Genomic DNA, 22768 nt, shown 5'->3' with positions numbered 1-22768 from the left:
TAACCTGATTGCCCTTGCCGTCTGCCGAGCTCTCCATGCCCGACCTGCTTGACCGCTACCCGCTGACAGCGGGGACCTATCACGAACTGCTGGACGACGGCGGCGCCGTGCGTGCGCATTGGCGGCCGCTGCTCGACCAGTTGCAACGCAGCACGCCTGTACAACTGGCTCAGCGCCAGGCCTTGTTGGCCCGGCAGATCCAGGAAAATGGCGTGACTTATAACGTCTATGCCGACCCCAAGGGCGCCGACCGGCCCTGGGAGCTCGATCTGTTGCCGCACATCATCCCCGCGGACGAATGGCAGCGGGTGGCGGCGGGCATTGCCCAGCGCGCGCGGCTGCTGAATGCGGTGCTGGCCGATCTCTATGGCCCGCAGACCCTGATTCGCGACGGCCTGCTGCCCGCCGAGCTGGTCTTCGGCCACAACAATTTCCTCTGGCCCTGCCAGGGTATCCAGCCGCCGGCCGGGACCTTCCTGCACTTGTTCGCCGTGGACCTGGCGCGCACGCCGGACGGTCGCTGGTGGGTCACGGCGGATCGGACCCAGGCGCCCTCCGGGGCCGGCTATGCCCTGGAAAACCGCACCATTGTGTCGCGGGCCTTTCCCGATCTGTACCGCGACCTGCGGGTGCATCACCTGGCCGGGTTCTTCCGCACCCTGCAGGAAACCCTGGTACGCCAGGCGCCGAGCGACGCCGAGGCGCCGCTGGTGGTGTTGCTGACCCCGGGCCGTTTCAACGAAAGCTATTTCGAACACCTCTACCTGGCGCGCCAACTGGGCTACCCGCTGGTGGAGGGCGGCGACCTGACGGTGCGCGACGCCACGGTCTACCTCAAGACCCTGAGCGGCCTGCAGCGGGTGCACGCGATCATGCGCCGGCTCGACGACGACTTCTGCGATCCGCTGGAACTGCGCACCGACTCGGCCCTGGGCGTGCCCGGCCTGCTGGAGGCGGTGCGCCAGGGCCGGGTGCTGGTAGCCAATGCCCTGGGCAGCGGCGTGCTGGAGTCGCCCGGTTTGCTGGGCTTCCTGCCGAAGATCAACCAGCACCTGTTCGGTGAGGAACTGATCCTGCCGTCCATCGCCACCTGGTGGTGCGGCGAGCCGCCGGTGCTGGCCCAGGCCCTGGAAAAACTGCCTGAACTGTTGATCAAGCCGGCGTTCCCGTCCCAGAGTTTTGTCCCGGTGTTCGGCCGTGATCTTGATGACGAACAACGCCAGGCGTTGGCCGAGCGCATGCGTGCACGGCCCTATGCCTATGTCGCCCAGGAGCTGGCGCAGTTGTCCCAGGCGCCGATCTGGCAAGCCGAGGAGGGCGTCTTGCAACCGAGGGCCATCGGCATGCGCGTGTACGCCGTTGCCAGCGCCGACGGTTATCGGGTGTTGCCCGGTGGCCTGACACGGGTGGCGGCGGATGCCGATGCCGAGGTGGTGTCAATGCAGCGCGGTGGTGCGAGCAAGGACACCTGGGTGCTCAGCGAGCGCACGCCCAGCGGCGAGCAATGGCGCACCCAGCGTTCCCTCGGGGTCCGCGACCTGGTGCGACGCGATCCCTACCTGCCGTCGCGGGTGGTGGAAAACCTGTTCTGGTTCGGCCGCTACTGTGAGCGTTGCGACGACAGTGCGCGCTTGTTGCGGATCATGCTGGCGCGCTATGTCGACGGCGACGATCCCCAGGCCTTGCAGGCGGCGGTGGAGCTTGGCGAAAGCCTGATGCTGCTGCCGGACGAGGGCGAGTTGCCCGAGCGCCTGCTGGCGGCCCTGCTCGGCGACGACTGGCCGTTCAGCCTGCGCTCCAATCTGCAGCGCTTGCAGTGGGCGGCGTCCCAGGTACGCGGCAAGCTGTCGCGGGAAAACTGGCAGGCGCTGGTGGAACTGCAACGCGAAGCCCTGAGCCTGGAAAGCGAAGACCCGAACTTCGGCGAGCTGCTGGATTTCCTCAACCGTCTGGTCATGTCCCTGGCGGCGTTGTCCGGTTTTGCCCTGGACGATATGACCCGCGACGAGGGCTGGCGCTTCCTGATGATCGGTCGGCGCATCGAGCGCCTGCAATTTCTCAGCAGCAGCCTCGCGGCCTTCCTGCGCGGCATCGCGGTGTTCGATCAGGCCGGGCTGGAGTGGTTGCTGGAGTTGGGCAACAGCAGCATCACCTATCGCTCGCGCTACCTCGCGGTGCCGCAGTTGATCCCGGTGCTCGACCTGTTGCTGCTGGATGAGCAGAACCCCCATGCGGTGCTGTTCCAGCTGAAGCTGGTAAGCCGCACCTTGCGTCGCTTGAACGATGACTTCGGCGTCCCGCGGGAGTTGGGGCTGAACCAGCTGGTCGAGCGTCTGGGGCGTTTCGATCTCGGCAACCTGGAAAGCGCCCTGTTCGGCGAGACCGGCGTGCGCGATGTGCTCGACGGTCTGGCCGAGCTGTTGCAGGAAATCGCCGATGCCAGCGGCCAGGTCTCCGATCGCCTGGCCTTGCGGCATTTTGCCCATGTCGACGATGTCAGCCAGCAGACGGTGTCCGTGTGATGAGTGCCCTCTACCAGATTTTCCACGATACCCATTATCACTACGACAGCCCGGTGTCCCTGGCCCAGCAACTCGCCCACCTGTGGCCGCGGGCTTGTGACTGGCAAGTGTGCAGCGAGCAGATGTTGAAGATCAGCCCGGAACCCACCAGTCGCCGGGATGAGCTCGATGTGTTCGGCAATCCGTTGACCCGGTTGGCGTTCGAGCGGCCCCATGACGAGTTGCTGGTCAATGCCTGGCTGAATGTCGAGGTGCTGGCGCGGCCGGCGGTGGATTTCAATGTGTCAGCCGCCTGGGATGACACGCGCAATGCCCTGACCTACAGCGGCCAGGCGTTGAATCCGGAAATTCTCGAAGCCTGCCGTTATCGCTTCGAATCGCCTTACGTGCATCTGAAGAAAAGCTTCGTCGAGTTTTCCGAGAGCTGCTTCCCCAGCGGACGTCCCTTGCTGATGGGCGTCCAGGCATTGATGGAGAAAATCTTCAGCGAGTTCACCTTCGATGCCGAAGCGACCCAGGTCGCCACGCCGCTGGTGGAGGTGCTGGAGCGGCGGCGCGGGGTTTGCCAGGACTTTGCCCACCTGATGCTCGCCTGCCTGCGCTCGCGTGGCCTGGCGGCGCGTTATGTCAGTGGTTATCTGCTGACCCAGCCACCGCCCGGCCAGCCGCGCCTGATCGGTGCCGATGCCTCCCATGCCTGGGTGTCGGTGTTCTGTCCGGTGTCGGGCTGGGTGGATTTCGATCCAACCAACAATGTGCAGCCGGCCCTGGAGCACATCACCCTGGCCTGGGGCCGGGATTTCTCCGATGTGTCGCCGTTGCGTGGGGTGATTCTGGGGGGCGGCAACCATGACCCTGAAGTGCAGGTGACGGTGATGCCGATGGGGGATGTGGGGCGGTCGGCCAACTGAGCCGGATGTGACTTCGAAACGCTACGGAACCTGTGGGAACAGAGCTTGCTCGCGAAGCTTTTGGCGGTCCTGAGGGCCCCTTCGCGGGCAAGCCCGGCTCCTACAGTTTGGCGTCGAGCGCGGATTTTGCGTACGCCCTGAATCTGTAGGAGCAGAGCTCGGTGCGATCAGGCGTTCGGCGTTGGATCTTGCGCCTCGGTTTCTTCGCCTTCCGCTTCCGGATTCAACAAGGCCGCGGCCTCTTCTTCTGCGGTGGTTTTCTTGCGTTGCAGTTTTTCCTCTTTCTTCTGCTCTTTGGCCAGGTCGCGCTGACGTTTGGCAAAGGAGTAATTGGGTTTGGCCATGGGCGATCCTCTGGGGTCGAAGGTGAGGTTGAGCGGCGCGTATTCTGCCTGTGTTCGTGGCGCAGCACACGAAACAATGGTTTACGGCGACAAGCGTGGCCCCAGAGTAAAGGCTGGCCGGCGACTCTCCAAGGATTAAACCTCGCGCGAGGGCCTTTCAAAGGTACCGCTGGCCCCGCAGGCGTAAGCGGCGAGCAAGCTTTGCAGCAGGCTGTTAATAGACATGGTAGACGCTCCGTTGGCTGAGAACGTCCTAATGTTAGGGGGCGCCGGTTCGTCTGGCTGTTTGATTGTATCCATCGAAGCGATAGCATAGGATTGTATACAATCTGTTGATGCAGATCAGGAGAACTGAGCCCGATTTTGGCTATTCTCCCCATTTTAGCCCTTGATTTTCATACCCTGCCTTGGAGATTCACCATGTTCGCCAAAGTTGTTGCGGTATCCCTGTTGGCCCTCGCCAGTGGCCAATTGCTTGCCGCCGAATGCTCGGTCGATGTCGACTCCACCGACCAGATGTCCTTCACCGTCAAGGAAATCTCCGTCGACAAGAGCTGCAAGAACTTCACCGTGAACCTGAGCCATGCCGGCAGTCTGCCGAAGAACGTCATGGGCCATAACTGGGTGCTGAGCAAGGCCTCCGACATGACCGGGATCGCGACCGATGGCATGAGCGCCGGGATCGACAAGAACTACCTGAAAGACGGCGACACCCGCATCATCGCCCACACCAAGATCATCGGTGCCGGTGAAAAAGACTCGGTCACCTTCGACGTGTCGAAACTGACCGCCGGTGAGGACTACGAGTTCTTCTGCTCGTTCCCGGGCCACAATTCGATCATGAAAGGCAAGCTCGAGGTCAAGTAACCCGCGCCGCAACCCTGGCCCAGCGGTCAGGGTTGCTCCTTCATCTTGAGATTCAGGCGAATACGTTTGCCTTGCAGGTCCTCCAGGCTCAGGGTTCCGCCGAGCCGGGAGGGTTTGCGATTCCCGCCGATCACCCGCCCCTGATCGTCCAGCGCATGGCAGGTGAGTACCTGGCCAGGTCCGAAGAGGGCTTCGGGGTCGGTAATCTCCCAGTCGCACAAGCCCTCATACTGTTTTTCCCCCGAGCTTGGAAAACCCGACACTCCCGGTCGCAGGTTGTCGCGCACGGCAATCGAGCCGCCATGGGTGATGCTGCGGTTCAGGTTGTCAGGTCCGTAGAACGCCTCGGTCTCGAAGTCCACTTCACTCAGATGCAGCTTGCAGTCAGGCAATTCGTAGCCCAGGGGCACCTTGAAGTCGGAGCTGCGCGGTGTGTCGGCGAGGGGGGTATTGAAGTGCAGCACCGGCGGTTGATAGGGGCAGCCGGCCTGGTTGGTGCTCGGGATGTAGTGCGCGTTGGCCCGCAAGGCGATTTGCGCCGGCATCTGGGCGATCAGCAGAAAATGCGCGGCACTGGGTTGGCCGGCGGCATGCTGGTCCGGCGTGCTGGCGGCGGTGGCAACCCAGCAGATCACCCCGAGCGCGCCGAGCAGCGGAAAAAACCACGGGTGGCGGAACACGGATTGCGCGTGCAATTTGGGGTATTTGCGATTGAGCAGCATCGGATGGGGCCCTGCCAACTGGATGCGGCGAAGACTGCCCAGTGACCGATGCTGCCTCAAGTGTTAGGCGGAAAAAGAGACGTTTCCTACGACATTCCCGCCAACTCAATCACGGTGCAAATGGCATCTCACGTTTGTGATGAGTTTTTTCGTAGGTCCGACAGATGATGTCGAAGGCTTCCTGACGCACTGGCTCGCCGTGCAGGAAGGCGTCGATCTCGGCATAGGTCACGCCGTGGGAGGCTTCGTCGGGCTTGCCCGGTGCCAGGTCTTCGAGGTCGGCGGTGGGGATTTTTTCCACCAGGAACTCCGGAGCGCCGAAGTGCCGGGCGATGGCCCGGACCTGGTTTTTCACCAGCCCGCTCAAGGGCGCCAGGTCGCAGGCGCCGTCACCGAACTTGGTGAAGAAGCCCATCACCGCTTCTGCCGCGTGGTCGGTGCCGATCACCAGGCCATGGGCGGCGCCGGCGATGGTGTACTGGGCGACCATGCGGATGCGCGCCTTGGTATTGCCGAGGACGAAGTCTCGCGACACCGCGGCCTTGCCTTCGAAGGCGGCGACTTCCGCTGCCAGCGACTTGACCGCCGGGCCGATATTCACCGTGTGGCGCTCGTCGGGGGCGATAAAGTCCACCGAGGCCTGGGCTTCGTGTTCGTCGAACTGGGTTTCGTACGGCAGGCGCACCGCAATGAAGCGGTAATCCTGGTGGCCGGTGCGCTCGCGCAGCTCATGCATGGCGCGCTGGGCCAGGAGGCCGGCGGTCAGCGAGTCGACGCCGCCGCTGATACCCAGCACCAGGGTCTTGAGCCCGGAGTTCAGCAGGCAATCCTGGATAAAGGCGATCCGCCGCGCCACTTCGGCTTCGAGGGCGGCCTGGTCGGCGAACGGTGGCTGGACCTTGAGCTGTTCAGCAATCTGGCGCTGTACGGCTTGCATGATTCACTCCTTGCGGGATGGGGTCTGGAACAGGTTGATCGGTACGGTTGGGCGAGTCTCTAGCCGGGGACCTGGAACACATGGCGCAGGTAGGCCACGAAGTTCGGGTCCTTGCACTGGGCCTTGCCCGGCTCGTCGGAGATCTTCGCCACGGGCTGGCCGTTGCAGGCGGTCATTTTAAGCACGATGCTCATCGGTTCCACCCCCTCGATGTCGCAGGTGAGGTTGGTGCCGATGCCGAAGCTGACATTGATCCGACCGCGCAGCGCCCGGAATATCCCCAGGGCCTTGGGCAGACTGAGGCTGTCGGAAAACACCAGGGTCTTGCTCATCGGGTCGATGCCCAGCTGGTGATAACGATTGATGCATTTTTCGGCCCAGATCACCGGATCGCCGGAATCGTGGCGCAAACCGTCGAAGAGCTTGGCGAAGTACAGGTCAAAATCCGTGAGGAAGGCATCGGTGGTGATGCAGTCGGTCAGGGCGATGCCGAGCAGGCCGCGGTATTCGCGAACCCAGCAGTCGAGCGCGGCGATCTGGCTGTCGATCAGGCGCGGACCGAGTTGCTGGTGGGCCATGATCCATTCGTGGGCCATGGTGCCCAGGGGCTTCATGTCGAATTCGCGGGCCAGGTGCACGTTGCTGGTGCCGACGAAGCGTCCGGGGAAGTCGTGCTTGAGCACGCTGACCACTTCTTCCTGGACCCGGTAGGAGAAGCGCCGGCGGGTGCCGAAGTCGGCGACCTGCAGCTCCGACAGCTCTTCGGGGGAGGCATTGGCGTTCAGCCAGTCGAACTTGCGGTATAGCTGTTCGCGGGCCTGGCTCAGCAGGGTTTCCTGATAGCGATAACGGTTGCGCACTTCGCTGACGATGGCCAGCAGCGGCACTTCGAACAGGATCACATGCAGCCACGGGCCGCGCAGGCGGATAAACAGCTCGCCGTTCTCGATCCCGGTGTGGATATAGCGCAGGTTGAAGCGGAACAGGCCGAGGAAGCGCAGGAAGTCCGGCTTGAGGAAGCTGATGCGCTCCAGGAAGCCCAATTGGTCGGCGCTCAGGCTCAGTTCGGCGAGGCGTTCGACCTGGTAGCGGATTTCCGCCAGGTACGGACGCAGGTCTTCACTGTTGCGGCAGCGGAAATCCCATTCGACTTCGACGTTGGGGTAGTTGTGCAGCACCGCCTGCATCATGGTCAGCTTGTAGAAGTCGGTGTCCAGCAGGTTCTGCACAATGCGATCGCCAAAGGCCTTATCGCTCATAACGGGTATCTCCATGCCAGTCGCGCGCTGCGGCGGCGTCCTGGCAGTTCTTGAATGAAGGCTGCTAGTGGCGCATATCCGCTGGCGGTTTTACCAGCGATTTTTTAAGCGACAACACCCTCTGCAGGAGCATGGCTTGCCAGCGAAGAGGCCTGTGAGACCGCCAAAAGCTTCGCGGGCAATCGAGCGTCGACCGGCCGCTCCTACAAGTTTTGCGGTGTTCATGAAGCGGTGTGTCTGCAGCAGGGAGATCACACCTGAGTAGGGTTGTCGATCTGCTCCAGCATCCAGCTCACGAAATCCCGCACCTTCGGCACCTCCGCCGAATGCTCCGGGTACGCCAGGTAATAGGCGTCATGACCGGGCATCGCATAGGGCCAGGCGAGCACCAGCTTGCCCTCGACCAGTTCCTCTTCCACCAGGAACCTGGGCAGCAACGCCACCCCGCAACCGACCTGGGCGGCGCGGATGCACATATAGAACGTCTCGAAACGCGGCCCGTGGTAACTGTGCTCGGTGTGATAACCCTGGCTGTCGAACCAGTCGTGCCAGGCCTGGGGCCGCGAGGCGTTCTGCAACAACACCAGCTCGCTCAACTGCGTCGGATCGCTGAAGGGTTTCTCCGGCAGGCAGCCCGGCGCGCACACCGCCACCAGCTCTTCACCGAACAGCTTCACGCACTCGGTGCCCGGGCGCGAACCCTGGCCGAAATAGAACGCCAGGTCGCTGCGGCCCTGCAACAGGTCGTCGGCTTCCTGTTCGTTGCACAGGTCCAGGTGGATATGCGGGTGACGCAGGCGCCAGCCCTTGAGCCGCGGCACCAGCCAGCGGGCGCCGAAGGTCGAGGGCGTGGATACCCGCAGGACTTCGGTTTCGCCACCGTAGGAGCGCAGGTAGTGGGTCGACATCTCCACCTGGGTCAGGATTTTTCGGACTTCCACCAGGTACAGATCCCCGGCCGGCGTCAGTTGCAGGCGTCGCCGTACCCGGCGGAACAGCAGGTGCTGCAACAGCTCTTCCAGCTGCGCGACCTGTTTGCTCACGGCGCTCTGGGTCAGGTTCAGCTCTTCTGCCGCGCGGGTGAAGCTCAGGTGGCGGGTGACGGCTTCGAAGCATTGCAGGGCCGTGATCGAAGGCAGGTATCTTTTATTCAGCATGGACGGGCCTTTTTCTTCTGTCTTGCGCTGCATGAATAAATGGAATGATATCTCGCCTAATCGTCGTTTGTTGGCAAAGCTGAAGGCCGCTACAACTGAAGGTCTGAATCGTCGTGTTGTTTTCGACGCAAGCGTTCCGTTTTTTGCCTACAGGAGTGACCCCCATGGTTGCCGCATTGCTTGATCGTCTTGGTGTGAACCCGGCGCTGTATCAACAGGGCAAACAGCCCGTGCATTCGCCCATCGACGGCAGCCGCATCGCCGGCGTGAACTGGGAGGGCGCCGCTGAAGTCGAGCAGCAGGTCAGCCGTGCCGAGCGCGCCTTCGACGCCTGGCGCAAGGTGCCGGCCCCGCGCCGTGGCGAGCTGGTGCGCCAGTTCGGCGAAGTGTTGCGTGAATTCAAGGCCGACCTCGGTGAGCTGGTCTCCTGGGAAGCCGGCAAGATCACCCAGGAAGGCCTGGGTGAAGTGCAGGAAATGATCGATATCTGCGATTTCGCCGTGGGCCTGTCGCGCCAGCTGTACGGCTTGACCATCGCCTCCGAGCGTCCGGGCCACCATATGCGTGAGTCCTGGCACCCGCTGGGTGTGGTCGGCGTGATCAGCGCCTTCAACTTCCCGGTCGCGGTCTGGGCCTGGAACACCACCCTGGCGCTGGTGTGCGGTAACTCGGTGATCTGGAAACCTTCGGAAAAGACCCCGCTGACCGCGCTGGCCTGCCAGGCCCTGTTCGAGCGTGTACTGAAAAACTTCAGCGATGCGCCCGAGTACCTGAGCCAGGTGATCATCGGTGGCCGCGATGCCGGTGCCGCCCTGGTCGATGACCCGCGTGTGGCCCTGATCAGCGCCACCGGCAGCACCCGCATGGGCCGCGAAGTGGCACCGAAAGTCGCCGCGCGCTTTGCCCGCAGCATCCTGGAACTGGGCGGCAACAACGCGATGATCCTCGGCCCAAGCGCCGACCTGGACATGGCCGTGCGGGCGATTCTGTTCAGCGCCGTCGGCACCGCCGGCCAGCGCTGCACCAGCTTGCGACGTCTGATTGCCCATGAATCGGTCAAGGCGGAGATTGTCACCCGCTTGAAGGCGGCCTATTCCAAGGTCCGTATCGGCCATCCGCTGGAAGGCAACCTGGTCGGCCCGCTGATTGACAAGCAAAGCTTCGAGAACATGCAGGACGCCCTGGAACAGGCCCTGAGCGAAGGCGGCCGGGTGTTCGGCGGCGAGCGCCAGTTGCAGGACAAATTCCCGAATGCCTATTACGTGTCGCCGGCCATCGTCGAGATGCCGGAGCAGAGCGAAGTGGTCTGCCACGAAACCTTTGCACCGATTCTCTACGTGATCGGTTACAACGAATTCGCCGAAGCCCTGCGCTTGAACAATGCGGTGCCACAAGGTCTGTCTTCGTGCATCTTCACCACTGATGTACGCGAGGCCGAGCAGTTCATGTCGGCGGTGGGCAGCGACTGCGGCATTGCCAACGTCAACATCGGCCCGAGCGGTGCGGAGATCGGCGGCGCCTTTGGCGGCGAGAAGGAAACCGGCGGCGGTCGTGAGTCGGGTTCGGACGCCTGGCGCGGTTACATGCGCCGCCAGACCAATACCGTGAACTACTCGCTGGAATTGCCGCTGGCCCAGGGCATCACCTTCGATTAACGAAGGTGCGAGGCCGGTCCCTGTGGCGAGGGGGCTTGCCCCCGTTGGGGCGCGAAGCGGCCCTGAAATCGGTAATCGCGAGCTATCAGGCAGAACGCATCGACCGATTTTACGACTGCTGCGCAGCCGAACGGGGTCAAGCCCCCTCGCCACATTCAGTCCGTCTGCCGCAACAAGTTAAGTCTGGAGTGTGTTTGTTGGGTTTCATTTTCGGAGTCTGGCAATGCCGTTACGCGAAGAATGTCTATGGGAAACACTCACACCACAGCGGCCTGAAGCGCCGTCCTTCAAGGGCGAGCTGAAGGTCGATGTCTGCGTTATCGGCGCCGGTATCACCGGGCTCTCGGCCGCGATCCACCTGCGTGAACAAGGCAAGAGCGTCTGTGTACTGGAAGCCCATCGCACCGGCCACGGCGGCTCCGGGCGCAATGTGGGGCTGGTCAATGCCGGGATGTGGATTCCCCCGGACGAGATCGAAGCCGGTTTCGGCGAAGCGGTGGGCAGCCAGCTCAACCGCATGCTCGGGGCCGCGCCGGCCCTGGTATTCAGCCTGGTGGACAAGCATGGCATCGATTGCCAGCTGCGCCGCGAAGGCACCTTGCACATGGCCCACAACGCCAAGGGCGAGGCCGATCTGCGCAGCCGCGAAGCGCAGTGGAAACGTCGCGGCGCACCAGTGGAGCTGCTCACCGGCAAGGACTGCGAAATCGCCACCGGGACCAGGAAGGTCGCCGCCGCCTTGCTCGACCGGCGCGCCGGTACCCTCAACCCCATGGCCTATACCTCGGGCCTGGCCAAGGCCGCCTCGCGGCTGGGTGCGCAGTTGTTCGACCATTCCCCGGTCACCCGCCTGGAACGCCAGGGCCAGCGCTGGTCGGTGCAGACCGCCGAGGGCGCGGTCAGTGCCGAACAGGTGGTGATGGCCTCCAATGCCTACACCGAAGGCGAATGGACCGAGCTGCGGCGCAACTTCTTTCCGGGCTACTACTACCAGGTCGCGTCCAGTCCGCTGACCGAAGAGGCCGCGCGGCAGATCCTGCCAGGCGGACAGGGCTCCTGGGATACCCGCCAGGTGCTCAGCAGTATTCGCCGCGACGCCGACGGTCGCCTGTTGCTGGGCAGCCTGGGCAACGGCAACCAGAAACCGGCGTGGTTCCTGCGGGCCTGGGCAGACCGGGTGCAGCAGCACTATTTCCCCTACCTGAAAAAGGTCGACTGGGAATGCACCTGGACCGGCTGCATCGCCTTTACCCCCGACCATCTGATGCGCCTGTTCGAACCGGCGCCCGGTTTAGTGGCAGTCACCGGCTACAACGGGCGTGGGGTGACCACGGGGACGGTGGTCGGCAAGGCGTTCGCCGATTACCTGTGTAACGGAAATCCTCAAGCCCTGCCGATTCCCTTCGCGCCCATGCGTCCGATACCGGCGGTAGGCCTGCGCAGTGGTCTCTATGAGGCGGGATTTTCGCTGTATCACGCGGGCCAGTGCCTGCGGATTGTCATTTGATACAACAAAAAATGCCGAATTGGACGGCGCTTTTGTCCGATACGGCTAGCCTGTAATGGTGCGCGATGTAGCAGTCGCGCACCGCGAGTGTGCACTTCGGTGACGCACGTTGTTACAGGGTGGTTGCACACCCTTCGGCGCCATGGTTGCAATAGTGGCACCGCTGGGTTGCACCTTTTTTCTTGAAAGGTTCCACCTTCCGCGGTTTAGACGGTTGCACGCCCAGTTAAAAAGGGCCCGAAACAGTCCATAAAACAATAAGACAGCGACTTTTTGCAGAACAAAAAACCTATGGCACGCCCCTTGCTCTGAGCATTCATTGAAGTCGCAGTGCCAACTAAAAAAACCTTGGAGCACCACCTCATGTCCCAGACGTTTTACAAGAAAGGCTTTGTAGCCCTCGCAGTGGCTGCTGCGTTGGGTGTTTCTGCGTTTGCTCAGGCTGACGTCAAGATCGGCGTAGCGGGTCCGATGACCGGTGCCAACGCGGCATTCGGCGAGCAGTACATGAAAGGTGCACAAGCGGCGGCCGATGCGGTCAACGCGGCGGGCGGCGTCAACGGCGAGAAAATCGTCCTGGTCAAAGGCGATGACGCCTGCGAGCCGAAACAGGCTGTGACGGTCGCCAAGGACCTGACCAACCAGAAAGTCGCCGGCGTTGTCGGGCACTTCTGTTCCTCTTCCACCATCCCGGCTTCGGAGATCTACGACGAAGCGGGCATCATCGCGATCACCCCGGGTTCCACCAACCCACAGGTCACCGAACGTGGCCTGGGTGCAATGTTCCGTATGTGCGGGCGTGACGACCAGCAGGGTATCGTTGCCGGCGACTACATCGTCGACGTGCTCAAGGGCAAGAAAGTCGCGGTCATCCACGACAAGGACACCTACGGCCAAGGCCTGGCGGATGCTACCAAGGCCCAGTTGATCAAGCGCGGCGTGACCCCGGTGATCTACGAAGGCCTGACCCGTGGCGAGAAAGACTTCAGCGCCCTGGTCACCAAGATCCGTGCAGCCGGAGCCGACGTCGTCTACTTCGGCGGCCTGCACCCGGAAGCCGGTCCACTGGTCAAGCAACTGCGCACTGAAGGCCTGAAAGACGTCAAGTTCATGTCCGATGACGGCATCGTGACCGACGAGCTTGTGACTACAGCGGGCGGCCCGCAATACGTTGACGGCGTGCTGATGACCTTCGGCGCCGACCCACGCCTGCTGCCGGACAGCAAGGCAGTCGTCGAGCAATTCCGTAAAGCCGGTACCGAGCCAGAAGGCTACACCCTGTACGCCTACGCTTCGGTCCAGGCCCTGGCTGCCGGTTTCAACGGTGCCAAGTCCAACAAAGGCGAAGACGCGGCCAAATGGCTGAAATCGCACTCGGTCAAAACCGTGATGGGCGAGAAGACCTGGGACGCCAAGGGCGACCTGAAGGTCTCCGACTACGTGGTCTACCAGTGGGACAAAGACGGCAAATACCATCAGCTGGAAAAACAGAAGTGACATGAAGGCCTGACCCGGCTGGCGCCCCGTGCGCCGGCCAGTCGCCACGCGTGTCCGTGCAGTACCTGTCTTTTCTCGTAGAACTGCACATGGCTGTGCTGCGACGGCGGTTGAACCCCGGCCGTCGCGGTGCGCTTCTGTGCAGTCTCTCAAATGCGTGAGATTGCGTTATGGATGGTATTTTCCTGCAGCAACTGGTCAATGGCCTGACCCTCGGGTCGGTCTATGGCCTGATCGCCATCGGCTACACAATGGTCTATGGCATCATCGGCATGATCAACTTCGCCCACGGCGAGGTTTACATGATTTCCGCTTACCTCGCGGCAATCAGTCTGGCTCTGCTGGCTTACTTCGGTATTGAATCCTTCCCGCTCCTGATGCTCGGCACGCTGGTCTTCACCATCATCGTCACCGGGGTGTATGGCTGGGTCATCGAGCGCATTGCCTACAAACCCCTGCGCAACTCCACGCGACTGGCACCGCTGATCAGCGCCATCGGGATTTCGCTGATCCTGCAGAACTACGCGCAGATCGCCCAGGGCGCCAAGCAACAGGGCGTACCGACGCTGCTCACCGGCGCCTGGCGCGTCGATGTCGGCACCGGCTTTGTCCAGCTCACCTACACCAAGGTCTTTATCCTGGTGGCCGCGTTCCTCGGCATGGGCCTGCTGACCTATGTCATCAAGTACACCAAGTTGGGCCGCATGTGCCGCGCGACCCAGCAAGACCGCAAGATGGCTTCGATTCTCGGGATCAACACCGACCGGGTGATTTCCTATGTGTTCATCATCGGTGCGGCCATGGCGGCCCTGGCCGGTGTATTGATCACCATGAACTACGGCACTTTCGACTTCTACGCCGGCTTCGTGATCGGCATCAAGGCGTTCACCGCCGCGGTGCTTGGCGGTATCGGCTCGCTGCCGGGCGCCATGCTCGGTGGGATCATCCTCGGCATCTCCGAATCGCTGTTCTCCGGCCTGGTCAACTCGGATTACAAGGACGTCTTCAGCTTCTCGCTGCTGGTCCTGGTGCTGGTCTTTCGGCCGCAAGGCCTGTTGGGCCGTCCTCTTGTGTCGAAGGTGTAAGCAATGTCCTCAACCACTCAAAAATCGCTCGATATCAAAAAAAGCCTGGTTGACGCCATTCTCGCCGGCCTGGTCGCACTGATTGTCTTCGGCCCCATCGTCGGGGTCGTCCTGGAGGGTTACAGCTTCAACCTGCAACCGACCCGCGTCGCCTGGTTGGTGGCGATCGTGATGCTCGGTCGTTTTTTCCTCAGCCTGTTCCTGCAAACACCCAAGGGCCTGCGGATTCTCGAAGGCTTCGAAAGCACCGGTTCCGGTGTGCATGTGCTGGCGCCGGACTACAAGTCGCGCCTGCGCTGGATCATCCCGATCATGATCGCGATCGCGGTGATCTTTCCGGTGTTCGCCAACTCCTACCTGCTGGGGGTGGTGATCCTCGGCCTGATCTACGTCTTGCTCGGCCTGGGGCTGAACATCGTGGTGGGCCTCGCCGGCTTGCTCGACCTGGGTTACGTGGCGTTCTACGCCATCGGTGCCTATGGCCTGGCGCTGGGTTATCAATACCTCGGGCTGGGGTTCTGGACCGTCTTGCCATTGGCCGCCATCACCGCCGCGCTGGCGGGGTGCATCCTCGGCTTCCCGGTCCTGCGTCTGCACGGTGACTACCTGGCCATCGTGACCCTGGGCTTCGGCGAGATCATCCGCCTGATCCTCAACAACTGGCTGTCGCTGACCGGCGGTCCGAACGGCATGCCGGCGCCGCTGCCGACTTTCTTCGGTCTGGAGTTCGGCAAGCGCGCGAAGGAGGGTGGGATTCCCTTCCATGAGTTCTTCGGCATCGCCTACAACCCGGATGTGAAGTTCTATTTCATCTACGCCGTGCTGTTCCTGGTGGTATTGGCCGTGCTTTACATCAAGCATCGCCTGACCCGCATGCCGGTGGGCCGCGCCTGGGAAGCCTTGCGTGAAGACGAAATCGCCTGTCGCGCCATGGGCTTGAACCACGTGCTGGTAAAACTCTCGGCGTTCACCCTCGGGGCTTCGACCGCTGGCCTGGCCGGTGTGTTTTTCGCCACCTACCAGGGTTTCGTCAACCCGACGTCCTTCACCTTCTTCGAGTCCGCGTTGATCCTCGCCATCGTGGTGCTGGGCGGCATGGGTTCGACCATCGGTGTGGTGATCGCGGCCTTTGTACTGACCGTGGCGCCGGAGCTGCTGCGCAGCTTTGCCGAGTACCGCGTGCTGCTGTTCGGCGTGTTGATGGTGTTGATGATGATCTGGCGGCCACGTGGCCTGATCCGCATCAGCCGTACCGGGGTGACCCCACGCAAGGGCGTCCTGGTGGGAGGGACTGGCCAATGAGCAATGACATCGTTCTGAAAGTCGAAAAGCTGATGATGCACTTCGGTGGGATCAAGGCCCTCAGCGACGTCAGCCTGCAAGTCAAACGCAACTCGATCTTTGCCCTGATCGGCCCCAACGGCGCGGGCAAGACCACGGTGTTCAACTGCCTGACCGGCTTCTACAAGGCCACCGGCGGCAAGATCGAACTCAATGTCCGCGACAAGCGCACCAACGTGATCCAGCTGCTGGGCGAGTCCTTTCGCCTGGGGGATTTCGCTTCGCCGAAAACCTTCCTCAGCCGGCTCTACTACAAGATGTTCGGCGGTACCCATCTGGTGAACCGTGCGGGCCTGGCCCGGACCTTCCAGAACATTCGCCTGTTCAAGGAAATGTCGGTGCTGGAGAACCTGCTGGTGGCCCAGCACATGTGGGTCAACCGCAACATGCTCGCCGGTATCCTCAATACCAAGGGCTACCGCAAGGCTGAAAGCGACGCCCTGGACACCGCGTTCTACTGGTTGGAAGTGGTCGATCTGGTGGACTGTGCCAACCGCCTGGCGGGCGAACTGTCCTACGGCCAGCAACGCCGTCTGGAAATCGCCCGGGCCATGTGCACGCGGCCGCGAATCATCTGCCTCGACGAACCGGCGGCGGGCCTCAACCCCCAGGAAACCGAAGCGCTGAGCGCGATGATCCGACTGCTGCGCGACGAGCACGACCTGACCGTGGTGCTGATCGAACACGACATGGGCATGGTCATGAGTATTTCCGACCACATCGTGGTACTGGACCACGGCAACGTGATTGCCGAGGGTGGTCCGGAAGCCATCCGCAACGATCCGAAAGTGATTGCCGCCTACCTGGGCGCCGATGAAGAGGAACTGGTATGAGTCAACCTATCCTCGAACTGAAGAACCTGGAAGTGTTCTACGGGCCGATCCAGGCCCTGAAGAAAGTCTCGTTGCACATCAACGAAGGCGAAACCGTCAGCCTGATCGGCTCCAACGGCGCGGGCAAGTCGACGCTGCTGATGTCGATCTTCGGCCAGCCGCGGGCTGCTGCGGGGGAGATCATCTACCGGGGCGTCGACATTACCCACAAGTCGTCCCACTACATCGCCTCCAACGGTATCGCCCAGTCGCCGGAAGGCCGCCGGGTGTTCCCGGACATGACCGTGGAAGAGAACCTGCAGATGGGCACCATCCCCATTGGCGACAAGTTCGTCGACGAGGACATGCAGCGCATGTTCGAGTTGTTTCCGCGGCTCAAGGAGCGGCGTAACCAGCGGGCCATGACCATGTCCGGCGGCGAGCAGCAGATGCTGGCGATTGCCCGGGCGCTGATGAGCCGGCCCAAGCTGCTGTTGCTGGACGAACCGAGCCTGGGCCTGGCGCCGATCGTGGTGAAGCAGATTTTCGCCACCCTGCGCGAGCTGGCGGCTTCGGGCATGACCATCTTCCTGGTGGAGCAGAACGCCAACCACGCGCTACGCTTGTCGGACCGGGCCTATGTGATGGTCAACGGCGAGATTCGCCTCAGTGGCACCGGCAAGGAGCTGCTGGTCAACGAGGAAGTGCGTAACGCCTACCTGGGCGGGCATTGAGTCCCATCCTGACGCAGTCATTGTGCAACCCTGAAACGCCCCGTGATCTTCGGATCCGGGGCGTTTTTTTGTCTGCCCACGGGCTGGATCCGAAATTGTGGAAAACAATCTGGGCAACCTGCCAAAGTGCGACATGAAACCGCTGCAAATGATTGTTTTGTCATCAATTTGACTTGTCCCCGTTTGCTGTGGAGGTGGCTGTGGGTAACGTGGGAGTAGCTGGCTGAGAGCCTTTGAAACCGTGGCCTGCAGCGTGCTGGTTGTTTTTTGATCGGTGGCGTTTTGCAAAGCGCCGAGCGGTTTTGTCAACAGGTATATTGTCACGGCTTGCGCCCGGCAAGTGGGTTGCCCAGCCTGTGGATAACTCTGTGGGCAAACTCTGGAAACATGCTCCCGGGTGGCGTAATTACTGGCCTGGAGCCACTGGGGCGAAATCGTCCACAGGGGATTTTTCCGCTGTGGCTGCACAACGGGTGTTCCGGGGTCAAGGGAAAAACTTTTGAAATACCGCTGGAGGCCTTGTGTACAGGGGATCGGCGGGTTTTCGAGTTGCCCCCGGATACTGTGGACGGGGCTGTGGATAAGGTGCGTACAGCAGGCGCCAGGCCACGGTTTGCGTGGCTTTGCTACGATTGAACGTTTTTTGTACAGCTGTACTGTTTTCAAGATTCCATTTCGTCACGGGCCGGCGTTGAGGCATGCTGCGCAACGACCGTATTCATATCTGGCGGCCCGCGGGCCGAGCAAGGAGAACTCCATGACATCCACGTTGTTTATCACGGGCGCGACTTCCGGTTTTGGCGAGGCCTGTGCCCGTCGTTTTGCCGAGGCCGGCTGGAAGCTGGTGCTCACCGGCCGTCGCGAGGAGCGCCTGAATGCCTTGTGCGCCGAGCTGTCGCAGCAGACCGAAGTGCATGGCCTGGTACTGGATGTGCGCGACCGCAAGGCCATGGAAGAGGCCATCGCCAACCTGCCGCCGAGCTTCGCCAAGCTGCGTGGGCTGATCAACAACGCGGGGCTGGCCCTGGGGGTTGATCCGGCGCCCAAGTGTGACCTGGACGACTGGGACACCATGGTCGACACCAACATCAAGGGGTTGATGTACAGCACCCGTTTGCTGCTGCCGCACCTGATTGCCTATGGTCGTGGAGCGGGGATCATCAACCTGGGGTCGATTGCCGGCAACTACCCGTACCCGGGCAGTCATGTCTATGGCGCGAGCAAGGCGTTCGTCAAACAGTTCTCCCTGAACCTGCGTTGCGACCTGCAGGGCACGGGCGTGCGGGTGACGAATATCGAGCCGGGGCTGTGTGAGAGTGAGTTCTCGCTGGTGCGTTTTGCCGGTGACCAGGCGCGTTACGACGCGACCTATGCCGGCGCCGAGCCGATCCAGCCGCAGGACATTGCCGATACGATTTTCTGGGTGCTCAACACCCCGGCCCACGTCAATATCAACAGCCTCGAGCTGATGCCGGTGAGCCAGACCTGGAGCGGGTTTGCCATCGAGCGCAATAAGGGCTGAGGTCGCTTGCCTGTTGTGGCTCAGCCGAAATAGTCGGCCAGGCCACTCAGGCAGGTCGCCAGGTGATACGGCGTGGTCGACGGCATATCCCGTCGGCTGACCTCGCCCTTGGCGTCCAGGCACTCATGCCAGCCGCCCGGGAGCAGGAAGTGCTGCTGCAAGGCCGCCAACTGGCGCTGCAAGTGCGCCGAGTTATCCACACGCAACGTCAGCGCCCGCAGGTATTCGGCCTGGGCCCAGATCCGCTGGGTGCCATCGCGCAGGTTGCCGTTGGTGTCGAGCATGCCGCTGACCGCGCCGCTTTGCGGATCGACCCCCACCTGTTCGGCGAAGGCGAACGCGCGCTCCAGCGAGCCATGCAGCGCGGTGCCGCGCAGCAACGGTGATGATTCCAGCAGGAACAGCCATTCGAACTGATGGCCCGGTTCGAACCAGTTATCCACAGCCCCCAGCGGTTTCTCCAGCATCACGCCGTGATGGCGGTCGATAAAGCGTTGCTGCATGCCGGCGGCCAGGGCCAGCAGTGCCTCCTGCGTGGCGGCGTCTTCACGCACCGACAGGGTCGCCAGAAAGGCTTCGGCCAGGTGCATCAATGGGTTCTGCAACGGCCCGCTGCCCAGGGGCGACCAGTCGCGCTCCAGGCTGGCTTCATACAGGCCGTCGCCATTGGCGAAACGCACGGCGATCACTTCCAGGGCGGCATTGAGCACCGACTCCACCAGCGGTTCGCGGACCTTGGCCCAGTAATGGGCGCAGGCGAAGAGAATGAAGGCGTGGGTGTAGAGATCCTTGCGGGTGTCCAGCGGCTTGCCATGGGGGTCGACGCTGTAGAACCAGCCGCCGTACTCGGCATCGTGGAAATGCCGTTGCAGCGAGCGGAACAGCGCGCTGGCGCGTTCTGCGGCGGTCGGGAAAGCGGCGTCGCCGATCAGGCTGGAAAACAGATACAACTGACGGGCGCAGGCCATGGCGCGATAGCGTTGCGGGGGCAGTGGCCGATGATCGGCGTCCAGCGCCTCGTAGGGCAGTGCCATGTCGGCGTTCCAGCCGGGACCTTGCCACAGCGGCACGATGACCTGGCGGAAGTGGTCTTGCACGGTGTTGAACAGTGCACTCAATTCAGGCGTGGAGGCGGAGCTGGAAACATCGGGCATCGGCTGGCGTCGTCAGGGCAAGGGCGGTTGCGCGACATGTTAACAGGCGGTAGCGGACGATGCTGTGGTTGTGGTGAGCAGAACGCAGGAATAGCGCAATGGGGGTCTGCCTGAGACATTTTTGCTGATCATGCGGGCCTCTTCGCGGGCAAGCCCAGCTCCTACAGGGTTTATGTCGATCACCTCATTGAGGCTCGCCGCAAAACTGTAGGAGCTGGGCTTGTCGGGACGCCGCACCGCCGCGAAGAGGCCCGCCCTGGCGCTACAAGACTCAGCCCGCGAGCAACCAGATTCCAGTCGCCGCGGACGCAACACCGGCCACCCGCACCAACGGTGCCGCAGCCAGGGGCAACACTCGCACCACCCCATAACCCAGCGCATGCAAAGTCGCGGTCGCCACCACAAAACCGGCCGCATAGGTCCACGGGCTCGACATATCCGGCAGTTCAAGACCGTGCGCCACACCGTGGAACAAGGCAAACAGCGCCGTCGCCGCTATCGCCAGGCTCAACGGTGGTCGTACCGCCAGCGCCACGGCCAGGCCCAAGGCCAATACCGAAGCGGCAATCCCGCTTTCCAGCGCCGGCAGCGCCAGCCCTTCGAACCCCAATACCCCGCCGACCAGCATGGTGCCGACAAAGGTGCAGGGCAGCGCCCAACGCGCGGTGCCTTGTTGCTGCGCTGCCCACAAACCGACCGCCACCATCGCCAGCAAATGATCGATGCCACTGATCGGATGACTGACACCGGCCATCCAGCCGCTGTCGCCATGGCCGGGGTGGGCAAAGGCGACGGCAGGTATCAGCAGCAGGGCGAGGGTGCTGAGAATTTTCTTCAATGTCATGGGCGGGATTCCTGCTTGTTGAGAGAGGGGATTGCCAAGCCTCAGGCCGCCGTCAGCAGGCCCTGGCGCTCGATAAAGGCGACGATGGCGTCCAGGCCATGTCCGGTTTTCTGGTTGCTGAAGACAAACGGCTTGTCGCCGCGCATGCGTCGGGTGTCGCTGTCCATCATCTCCAGGGAGGCGCCCACCAGCGGTGCCAGGTCGATCTTGTTGATCACCAGCAGGTCGGACTTGCAGATCCCCGGGCCGCCCTTGCGCGGCAGCTTGTCGCCGGCCGACACATCGATCACGTAGATCGTCAGGTCGGAGAGTTCCGGGCTGAAGGTTGCCGAGAGGTTGTCGCCACCGGACTCCACCAGGATCAGGTCCAACCCCGGGAAGCGGCGGTTCAACTGGTCCACGGCTTCGAGGTTGATCGAGGCATCTTCGCGAATCGCGGTGTGCGGGCAACCGCCGGTTTCCACGCCGATGATCCGCTCCGGGGCGAGGGCCTCGTTGCGCACCAGGAAGTCGGCGTCTTCGCGGGTGTAGATATCGTTGGTGACCACCGCCAGGTTGTAGCGGTCGCGCAGGGCCAGGCACAGGGCCAGGGTCAGGGCGGTCTTGCCGGAGCCCACCGGGCCGCCGATACCGACGCGCAGAGGTTGTGTATTCATGATGTTCTCCTAGGAACGAAACAGGCGGCTGTACTGGCGCTCATGGGCCATGCACGCCAGGGACAGGCCGAAGGCGGCGCTGCCGATGGATTGAAGGTCCTGGGCCGTGGCGGCTTGCTGGGCCTGTTGCAGCAGGGGCAGCAATTCGCTGGTCAGGCGCTGGGCGGCTTGCTGGCCCAGGGGCAGGGTTTTCATCAGCACGGCCAGTTGGTTTTCCAGCCAGCTCCAGAGCCAGGCAGCCAGGGCGTCCTGGGGGCTGATGTGCCAGGCGCGGGCCGCCAGGGCCCAGCCCAGGGCCAGATGCGGTTCGGTTTGTTGTGCGAGGAAGGTGCGGGCTCTGTCATCCAGTTCCGGCAGGCCGCTGAGCAACTGCTGCAGGGAATAGCCCATCTGCCGGCTTTCCTGATACAGCTCGCGGGTTTCACGACTGGCGCGGTGTTCTGCGCAGAGTTGTTTCAACCCGACCCAGTCTTCGTCCGCCGCGGCCTGGCAGTGGGCGAGCAGCAGCGGCGCTTCGAAGCGGGCCAGATTGAGCAGCAATTGATCGGCGATCCAGCGCCGGGCGCCGTCTGCGTCCTTGACCCGGGCCTGTTCCACAGCCATTTCCAGGCCCTGGGAATAGCTGTAGCCGCCGATGGGCAATTGTGGGCTGGCCAGGCGCAATAGCGCCCAGGCCGGGTTCATGGGCGCACACCGAACTGGTGCAGGCGCGGCGGGTAGTTGAAGTCTTCGTCGCCGTGGCGGGAATGGTGATGGCCGCCGCCGTAGGCACCGTGTTCCGGCTGGAACGGCGCTTCGAGGGTTTCGGTATGGGCGCCGAGTTGTTCGAGCATGGCCTTGAGCACGTAGTCGTCGAGCAGCCTGAGCCAACCGTCGCCGACTTGCAGGGCGACATGGCGGTTGCCCAGGTGATAGGCGGCACGGGTCAGTTCGAAGGCATTGCGGCAGGTGACGTGCAGCAGTTGTTCGGGGCGTGCGCAGACCCGCACGATGCGGCCGTCCTCGGCTTCCAGGTATTCACCGTCGTACAGCGGTGGCTGGCCACGTTCAAGGAATAGTCCTACGTCCTCACCCTCGGCACTGAAACAGCGCAGGCGACTTTTGCTGCGGGCTTCGAAGTTCAGGTGCAGCTCGGCGGCCCAGGTGGATTGCGCTTCGATTCTGCGATGAATCACCAACATCAGGAGGCTTCCGGCAATGAGCGATGGTTGAGCTAGAGCAAGGGGCTTGCCAATCGTTCGC

21 protein-coding genes are annotated in these 22768 nt (G+C 62.6%); 11 read left to right on the top strand and 10 right to left on the bottom strand.

Going from position 1 to position 22768, the window contains the following annotated elements; genetic code table 11:
* The first annotated feature begins 35 nt into the window (after positions 1-35).
* Together CWE01_RS06405 and CWE01_RS06400 are read left to right on the top strand one after the other, a co-directional pair.
* On the top strand, positions 36-2522 hold the full coding sequence (locus CWE01_RS06405; protein ID WP_100939688.1) for a circularly permuted type 2 ATP-grasp protein: 2487 nt from the start codon (positions 36-38) through the stop codon (positions 2520-2522).
* Positions 2522-3433 (top strand): transglutaminase family protein, encoded by a 912-nt coding sequence (locus CWE01_RS06400; RefSeq protein WP_100939687.1) that lies wholly within the window; start codon positions 2522-2524, stop codon positions 3431-3433. Before CWE01_RS06405 ends, CWE01_RS06400 begins: the two co-directional genes overlap by 1 nt.
* A 167-nt stretch (positions 3434-3600) precedes the next feature.
* Here CWE01_RS06400 and CWE01_RS33545 read toward each other — a convergent pair whose 3' ends face one another.
* Entirely contained in the window at positions 3601-3777 is a 177-nt protein-coding gene (locus CWE01_RS33545) for a hypothetical protein (protein WP_177144542.1), read from the bottom strand.
* 420 nt (positions 3778-4197) lie between these two features.
* On the opposite strand from CWE01_RS33545, the gene azu reads away from it, so the two are divergent.
* Positions 4198-4644 carry an azurin gene (azu, locus tag CWE01_RS06395; RefSeq protein ID WP_100939686.1) on the top strand — a complete coding sequence of 149 codons (447 nt, stop codon included), beginning with the start codon at positions 4198-4200 and terminating at the stop codon, positions 4642-4644.
* 26 nt (positions 4645-4670) lie between these two features.
* Here the strand turns inward: azu and CWE01_RS06390 are convergent, their stop codons facing one another.
* The 4 genes from CWE01_RS06390 to CWE01_RS06375 all read right to left on the bottom strand — a co-directional run bounded on the left by CWE01_RS06390 (position 4671) and on the right by CWE01_RS06375 (position 8719).
* On the bottom strand, positions 4671-5366 hold the full coding sequence (locus CWE01_RS06390) for a hypothetical protein (protein ID WP_100939685.1): 696 nt from the start codon (positions 5364-5366) through the stop codon (positions 4671-4673).
* Between the two features lie 109 nt (positions 5367-5475).
* Positions 5476-6303: an ammonia-dependent NAD(+) synthetase gene (nadE, locus tag CWE01_RS06385; protein WP_100939684.1), complete on the bottom strand. Its 828-nt coding sequence runs from the start codon at positions 6301-6303 to the stop codon at positions 5476-5478.
* Between the two features lie 59 nt (positions 6304-6362).
* Positions 6363-7562, bottom strand: a complete 1200-nt coding sequence (pncB, locus tag CWE01_RS06380) for a nicotinate phosphoribosyltransferase (RefSeq protein WP_100939683.1) — start codon at positions 7560-7562, stop codon at positions 6363-6365.
* A gap of 251 nt (positions 7563-7813) precedes the next feature.
* The gene (locus CWE01_RS06375; RefSeq protein WP_100939722.1) at positions 7814-8719 is read right to left on the bottom strand and encodes a LysR family transcriptional regulator; all 906 of its coding nucleotides are present in this window, start codon (positions 8717-8719) and stop codon (positions 7814-7816) included.
* A gap of 164 nt (positions 8720-8883) precedes the next feature.
* Here CWE01_RS06375 and CWE01_RS06370 point away from each other — a divergent pair, with 164 nt between their 5' ends.
* The 8 genes from CWE01_RS06370 (at position 8884) to CWE01_RS06330 (ending at position 18872) form a co-directional block, all read left to right on the top strand.
* Entirely contained in the window at positions 8884-10374 is a 1491-nt protein-coding gene (locus tag CWE01_RS06370) for an aldehyde dehydrogenase family protein (RefSeq protein WP_100939682.1), read from the top strand.
* Between the two features lie 223 nt (positions 10375-10597).
* Positions 10598-11881 (top strand): FAD-binding oxidoreductase, encoded by a 1284-nt coding sequence (locus CWE01_RS06360; RefSeq protein ID WP_100939681.1) that lies wholly within the window; start codon positions 10598-10600, stop codon positions 11879-11881.
* Positions 11882-12244: 363 nt separating this feature from the next.
* Positions 12245-13378, top strand: coding sequence for a branched-chain amino acid ABC transporter substrate-binding protein (locus CWE01_RS06355; protein ID WP_100939680.1), 1134 nt, complete (start codon positions 12245-12247; stop codon positions 13376-13378).
* A 170-nt stretch (positions 13379-13548) separates the two neighbouring features.
* The gene (locus CWE01_RS06350; RefSeq protein WP_100939679.1) at positions 13549-14463 is read left to right on the top strand and encodes a branched-chain amino acid ABC transporter permease LivH; all 915 of its coding nucleotides are present in this window, start codon (positions 13549-13551) and stop codon (positions 14461-14463) included.
* A gap of 3 nt (positions 14464-14466) precedes the next feature.
* On the top strand, positions 14467-15765 hold the full coding sequence (livM, locus tag CWE01_RS06345; RefSeq protein ID WP_100939678.1) for a high-affinity branched-chain amino acid ABC transporter permease LivM: 1299 nt from the start codon (positions 14467-14469) through the stop codon (positions 15763-15765).
* The gene (locus CWE01_RS06340; protein WP_100939677.1) at positions 15762-16637 is read left to right on the top strand and encodes an ABC transporter ATP-binding protein; all 876 of its coding nucleotides are present in this window, start codon (positions 15762-15764) and stop codon (positions 16635-16637) included. Before livM ends, CWE01_RS06340 begins: the two co-directional genes overlap by 4 nt.
* Positions 16634-17350, top strand: a complete 717-nt coding sequence (locus tag CWE01_RS06335) for an ABC transporter ATP-binding protein (RefSeq protein WP_100939676.1) — start codon at positions 16634-16636, stop codon at positions 17348-17350. The genes CWE01_RS06340 and CWE01_RS06335 overlap by 4 nt, the downstream gene beginning before the upstream one ends.
* Before the next feature lie 757 nt (positions 17351-18107).
* The gene (locus CWE01_RS06330; protein WP_100939675.1) at positions 18108-18872 is read left to right on the top strand and encodes an SDR family oxidoreductase; all 765 of its coding nucleotides are present in this window, start codon (positions 18108-18110) and stop codon (positions 18870-18872) included.
* 20 nt (positions 18873-18892) lie between these two features.
* Here CWE01_RS06330 and CWE01_RS06325 read toward each other — a convergent pair whose 3' ends face one another.
* From CWE01_RS06325 to ureE, 5 genes are all read right to left on the bottom strand, one after another.
* Positions 18893-20026: an AGE family epimerase/isomerase gene (locus CWE01_RS06325; RefSeq protein ID WP_100939674.1), complete on the bottom strand. Its 1134-nt coding sequence runs from the start codon at positions 20024-20026 to the stop codon at positions 18893-18895.
* 271 nt (positions 20027-20297) lie between these two features.
* Positions 20298-20870: a HupE/UreJ family protein gene (locus tag CWE01_RS06320; protein WP_100939673.1), complete on the bottom strand. Its 573-nt coding sequence runs from the start codon at positions 20868-20870 to the stop codon at positions 20298-20300.
* Positions 20871-20911: 41 nt separating this feature from the next.
* Complete coding sequence (ureG, locus tag CWE01_RS06315) at positions 20912-21526, bottom strand: urease accessory protein UreG (RefSeq protein ID WP_100939672.1); 615 nt, start codon at positions 21524-21526, stop codon at positions 20912-20914.
* 9 nt (positions 21527-21535) lie between these two features.
* Entirely contained in the window at positions 21536-22210 is a 675-nt protein-coding gene (locus CWE01_RS06310; protein WP_100939671.1) for an urease accessory protein UreF, read from the bottom strand.
* Positions 22207-22707 (bottom strand): urease accessory protein UreE, encoded by a 501-nt coding sequence (ureE, locus tag CWE01_RS06305; RefSeq protein ID WP_100939670.1) that lies wholly within the window; start codon positions 22705-22707, stop codon positions 22207-22209. The genes CWE01_RS06310 and ureE overlap by 4 nt, the downstream gene beginning before the upstream one ends.
* Positions 22708-22768 lie beyond the last annotated feature (61 nt).

It is taken from the genome of Pseudomonas sp. QS1027, from assembly GCF_002814235.1.
GTDB lineage: Bacteria > Pseudomonadota > Gammaproteobacteria > Pseudomonadales > Pseudomonadaceae > Aquipseudomonas.
This window is presented reverse-complemented; position numbering and strand designations above follow the sequence as displayed.

Bases quoted from the DNA above. Each gene is read 5' to 3' on its own strand.
- CWE01_RS06405 (WP_100939688.1), top strand. From the start codon at position 36: ATGCCCGACCTGCTTGACCGCTACCCGCTGACAGCGGGGACCTATCAC.
- CWE01_RS06400 (WP_100939687.1), top strand. From the start codon at position 2,522: ATGAGTGCCCTCTACCAGATTTTCCACGATACCCATTATCACTACGAC.
- CWE01_RS33545 (WP_177144542.1), bottom strand. From the start codon at position 3,777: ATGGCCAAACCCAATTACTCCTTTGCCAAACGTCAGCGCGACCTGGCC.
- azu (WP_100939686.1), top strand. From the start codon at position 4,198: ATGTTCGCCAAAGTTGTTGCGGTATCCCTGTTGGCCCTCGCCAGTGGC.
- CWE01_RS06390 (WP_100939685.1), bottom strand. From the start codon at position 5,366: ATGCTGCTCAATCGCAAATACCCCAAATTGCACGCGCAATCCGTGTTC.
- nadE (WP_100939684.1), bottom strand. From the start codon at position 6,303: ATGCAAGCCGTACAGCGCCAGATTGCTGAACAGCTCAAGGTCCAGCCA.
- pncB (WP_100939683.1), bottom strand. From the start codon at position 7,562: ATGAGCGATAAGGCCTTTGGCGATCGCATTGTGCAGAACCTGCTGGAC.
- CWE01_RS06375 (WP_100939722.1), bottom strand. From the start codon at position 8,719: ATGCTGAATAAAAGATACCTGCCTTCGATCACGGCCCTGCAATGCTTC.
- CWE01_RS06370 (WP_100939682.1), top strand. From the start codon at position 8,884: ATGGTTGCCGCATTGCTTGATCGTCTTGGTGTGAACCCGGCGCTGTAT.
- CWE01_RS06360 (WP_100939681.1), top strand. From the start codon at position 10,598: ATGCCGTTACGCGAAGAATGTCTATGGGAAACACTCACACCACAGCGG.
- CWE01_RS06355 (WP_100939680.1), top strand. From the start codon at position 12,245: ATGTCCCAGACGTTTTACAAGAAAGGCTTTGTAGCCCTCGCAGTGGCT.
- CWE01_RS06350 (WP_100939679.1), top strand. From the start codon at position 13,549: ATGGATGGTATTTTCCTGCAGCAACTGGTCAATGGCCTGACCCTCGGG.
- livM (WP_100939678.1), top strand. From the start codon at position 14,467: ATGTCCTCAACCACTCAAAAATCGCTCGATATCAAAAAAAGCCTGGTT.
- CWE01_RS06340 (WP_100939677.1), top strand. From the start codon at position 15,762: ATGAGCAATGACATCGTTCTGAAAGTCGAAAAGCTGATGATGCACTTC.
- CWE01_RS06335 (WP_100939676.1), top strand. From the start codon at position 16,634: ATGAGTCAACCTATCCTCGAACTGAAGAACCTGGAAGTGTTCTACGGG.
- CWE01_RS06330 (WP_100939675.1), top strand. From the start codon at position 18,108: ATGACATCCACGTTGTTTATCACGGGCGCGACTTCCGGTTTTGGCGAG.
- CWE01_RS06325 (WP_100939674.1), bottom strand. From the start codon at position 20,026: ATGCCCGATGTTTCCAGCTCCGCCTCCACGCCTGAATTGAGTGCACTG.
- CWE01_RS06320 (WP_100939673.1), bottom strand. From the start codon at position 20,870: ATGACATTGAAGAAAATTCTCAGCACCCTCGCCCTGCTGCTGATACCT.
- ureG (WP_100939672.1), bottom strand. From the start codon at position 21,526: ATGAATACACAACCTCTGCGCGTCGGTATCGGCGGCCCGGTGGGCTCC.
- CWE01_RS06310 (WP_100939671.1), bottom strand. From the start codon at position 22,210: ATGAACCCGGCCTGGGCGCTATTGCGCCTGGCCAGCCCACAATTGCCC.
- ureE (WP_100939670.1), bottom strand. From the start codon at position 22,707: ATGTTGGTGATTCATCGCAGAATCGAAGCGCAATCCACCTGGGCCGCC.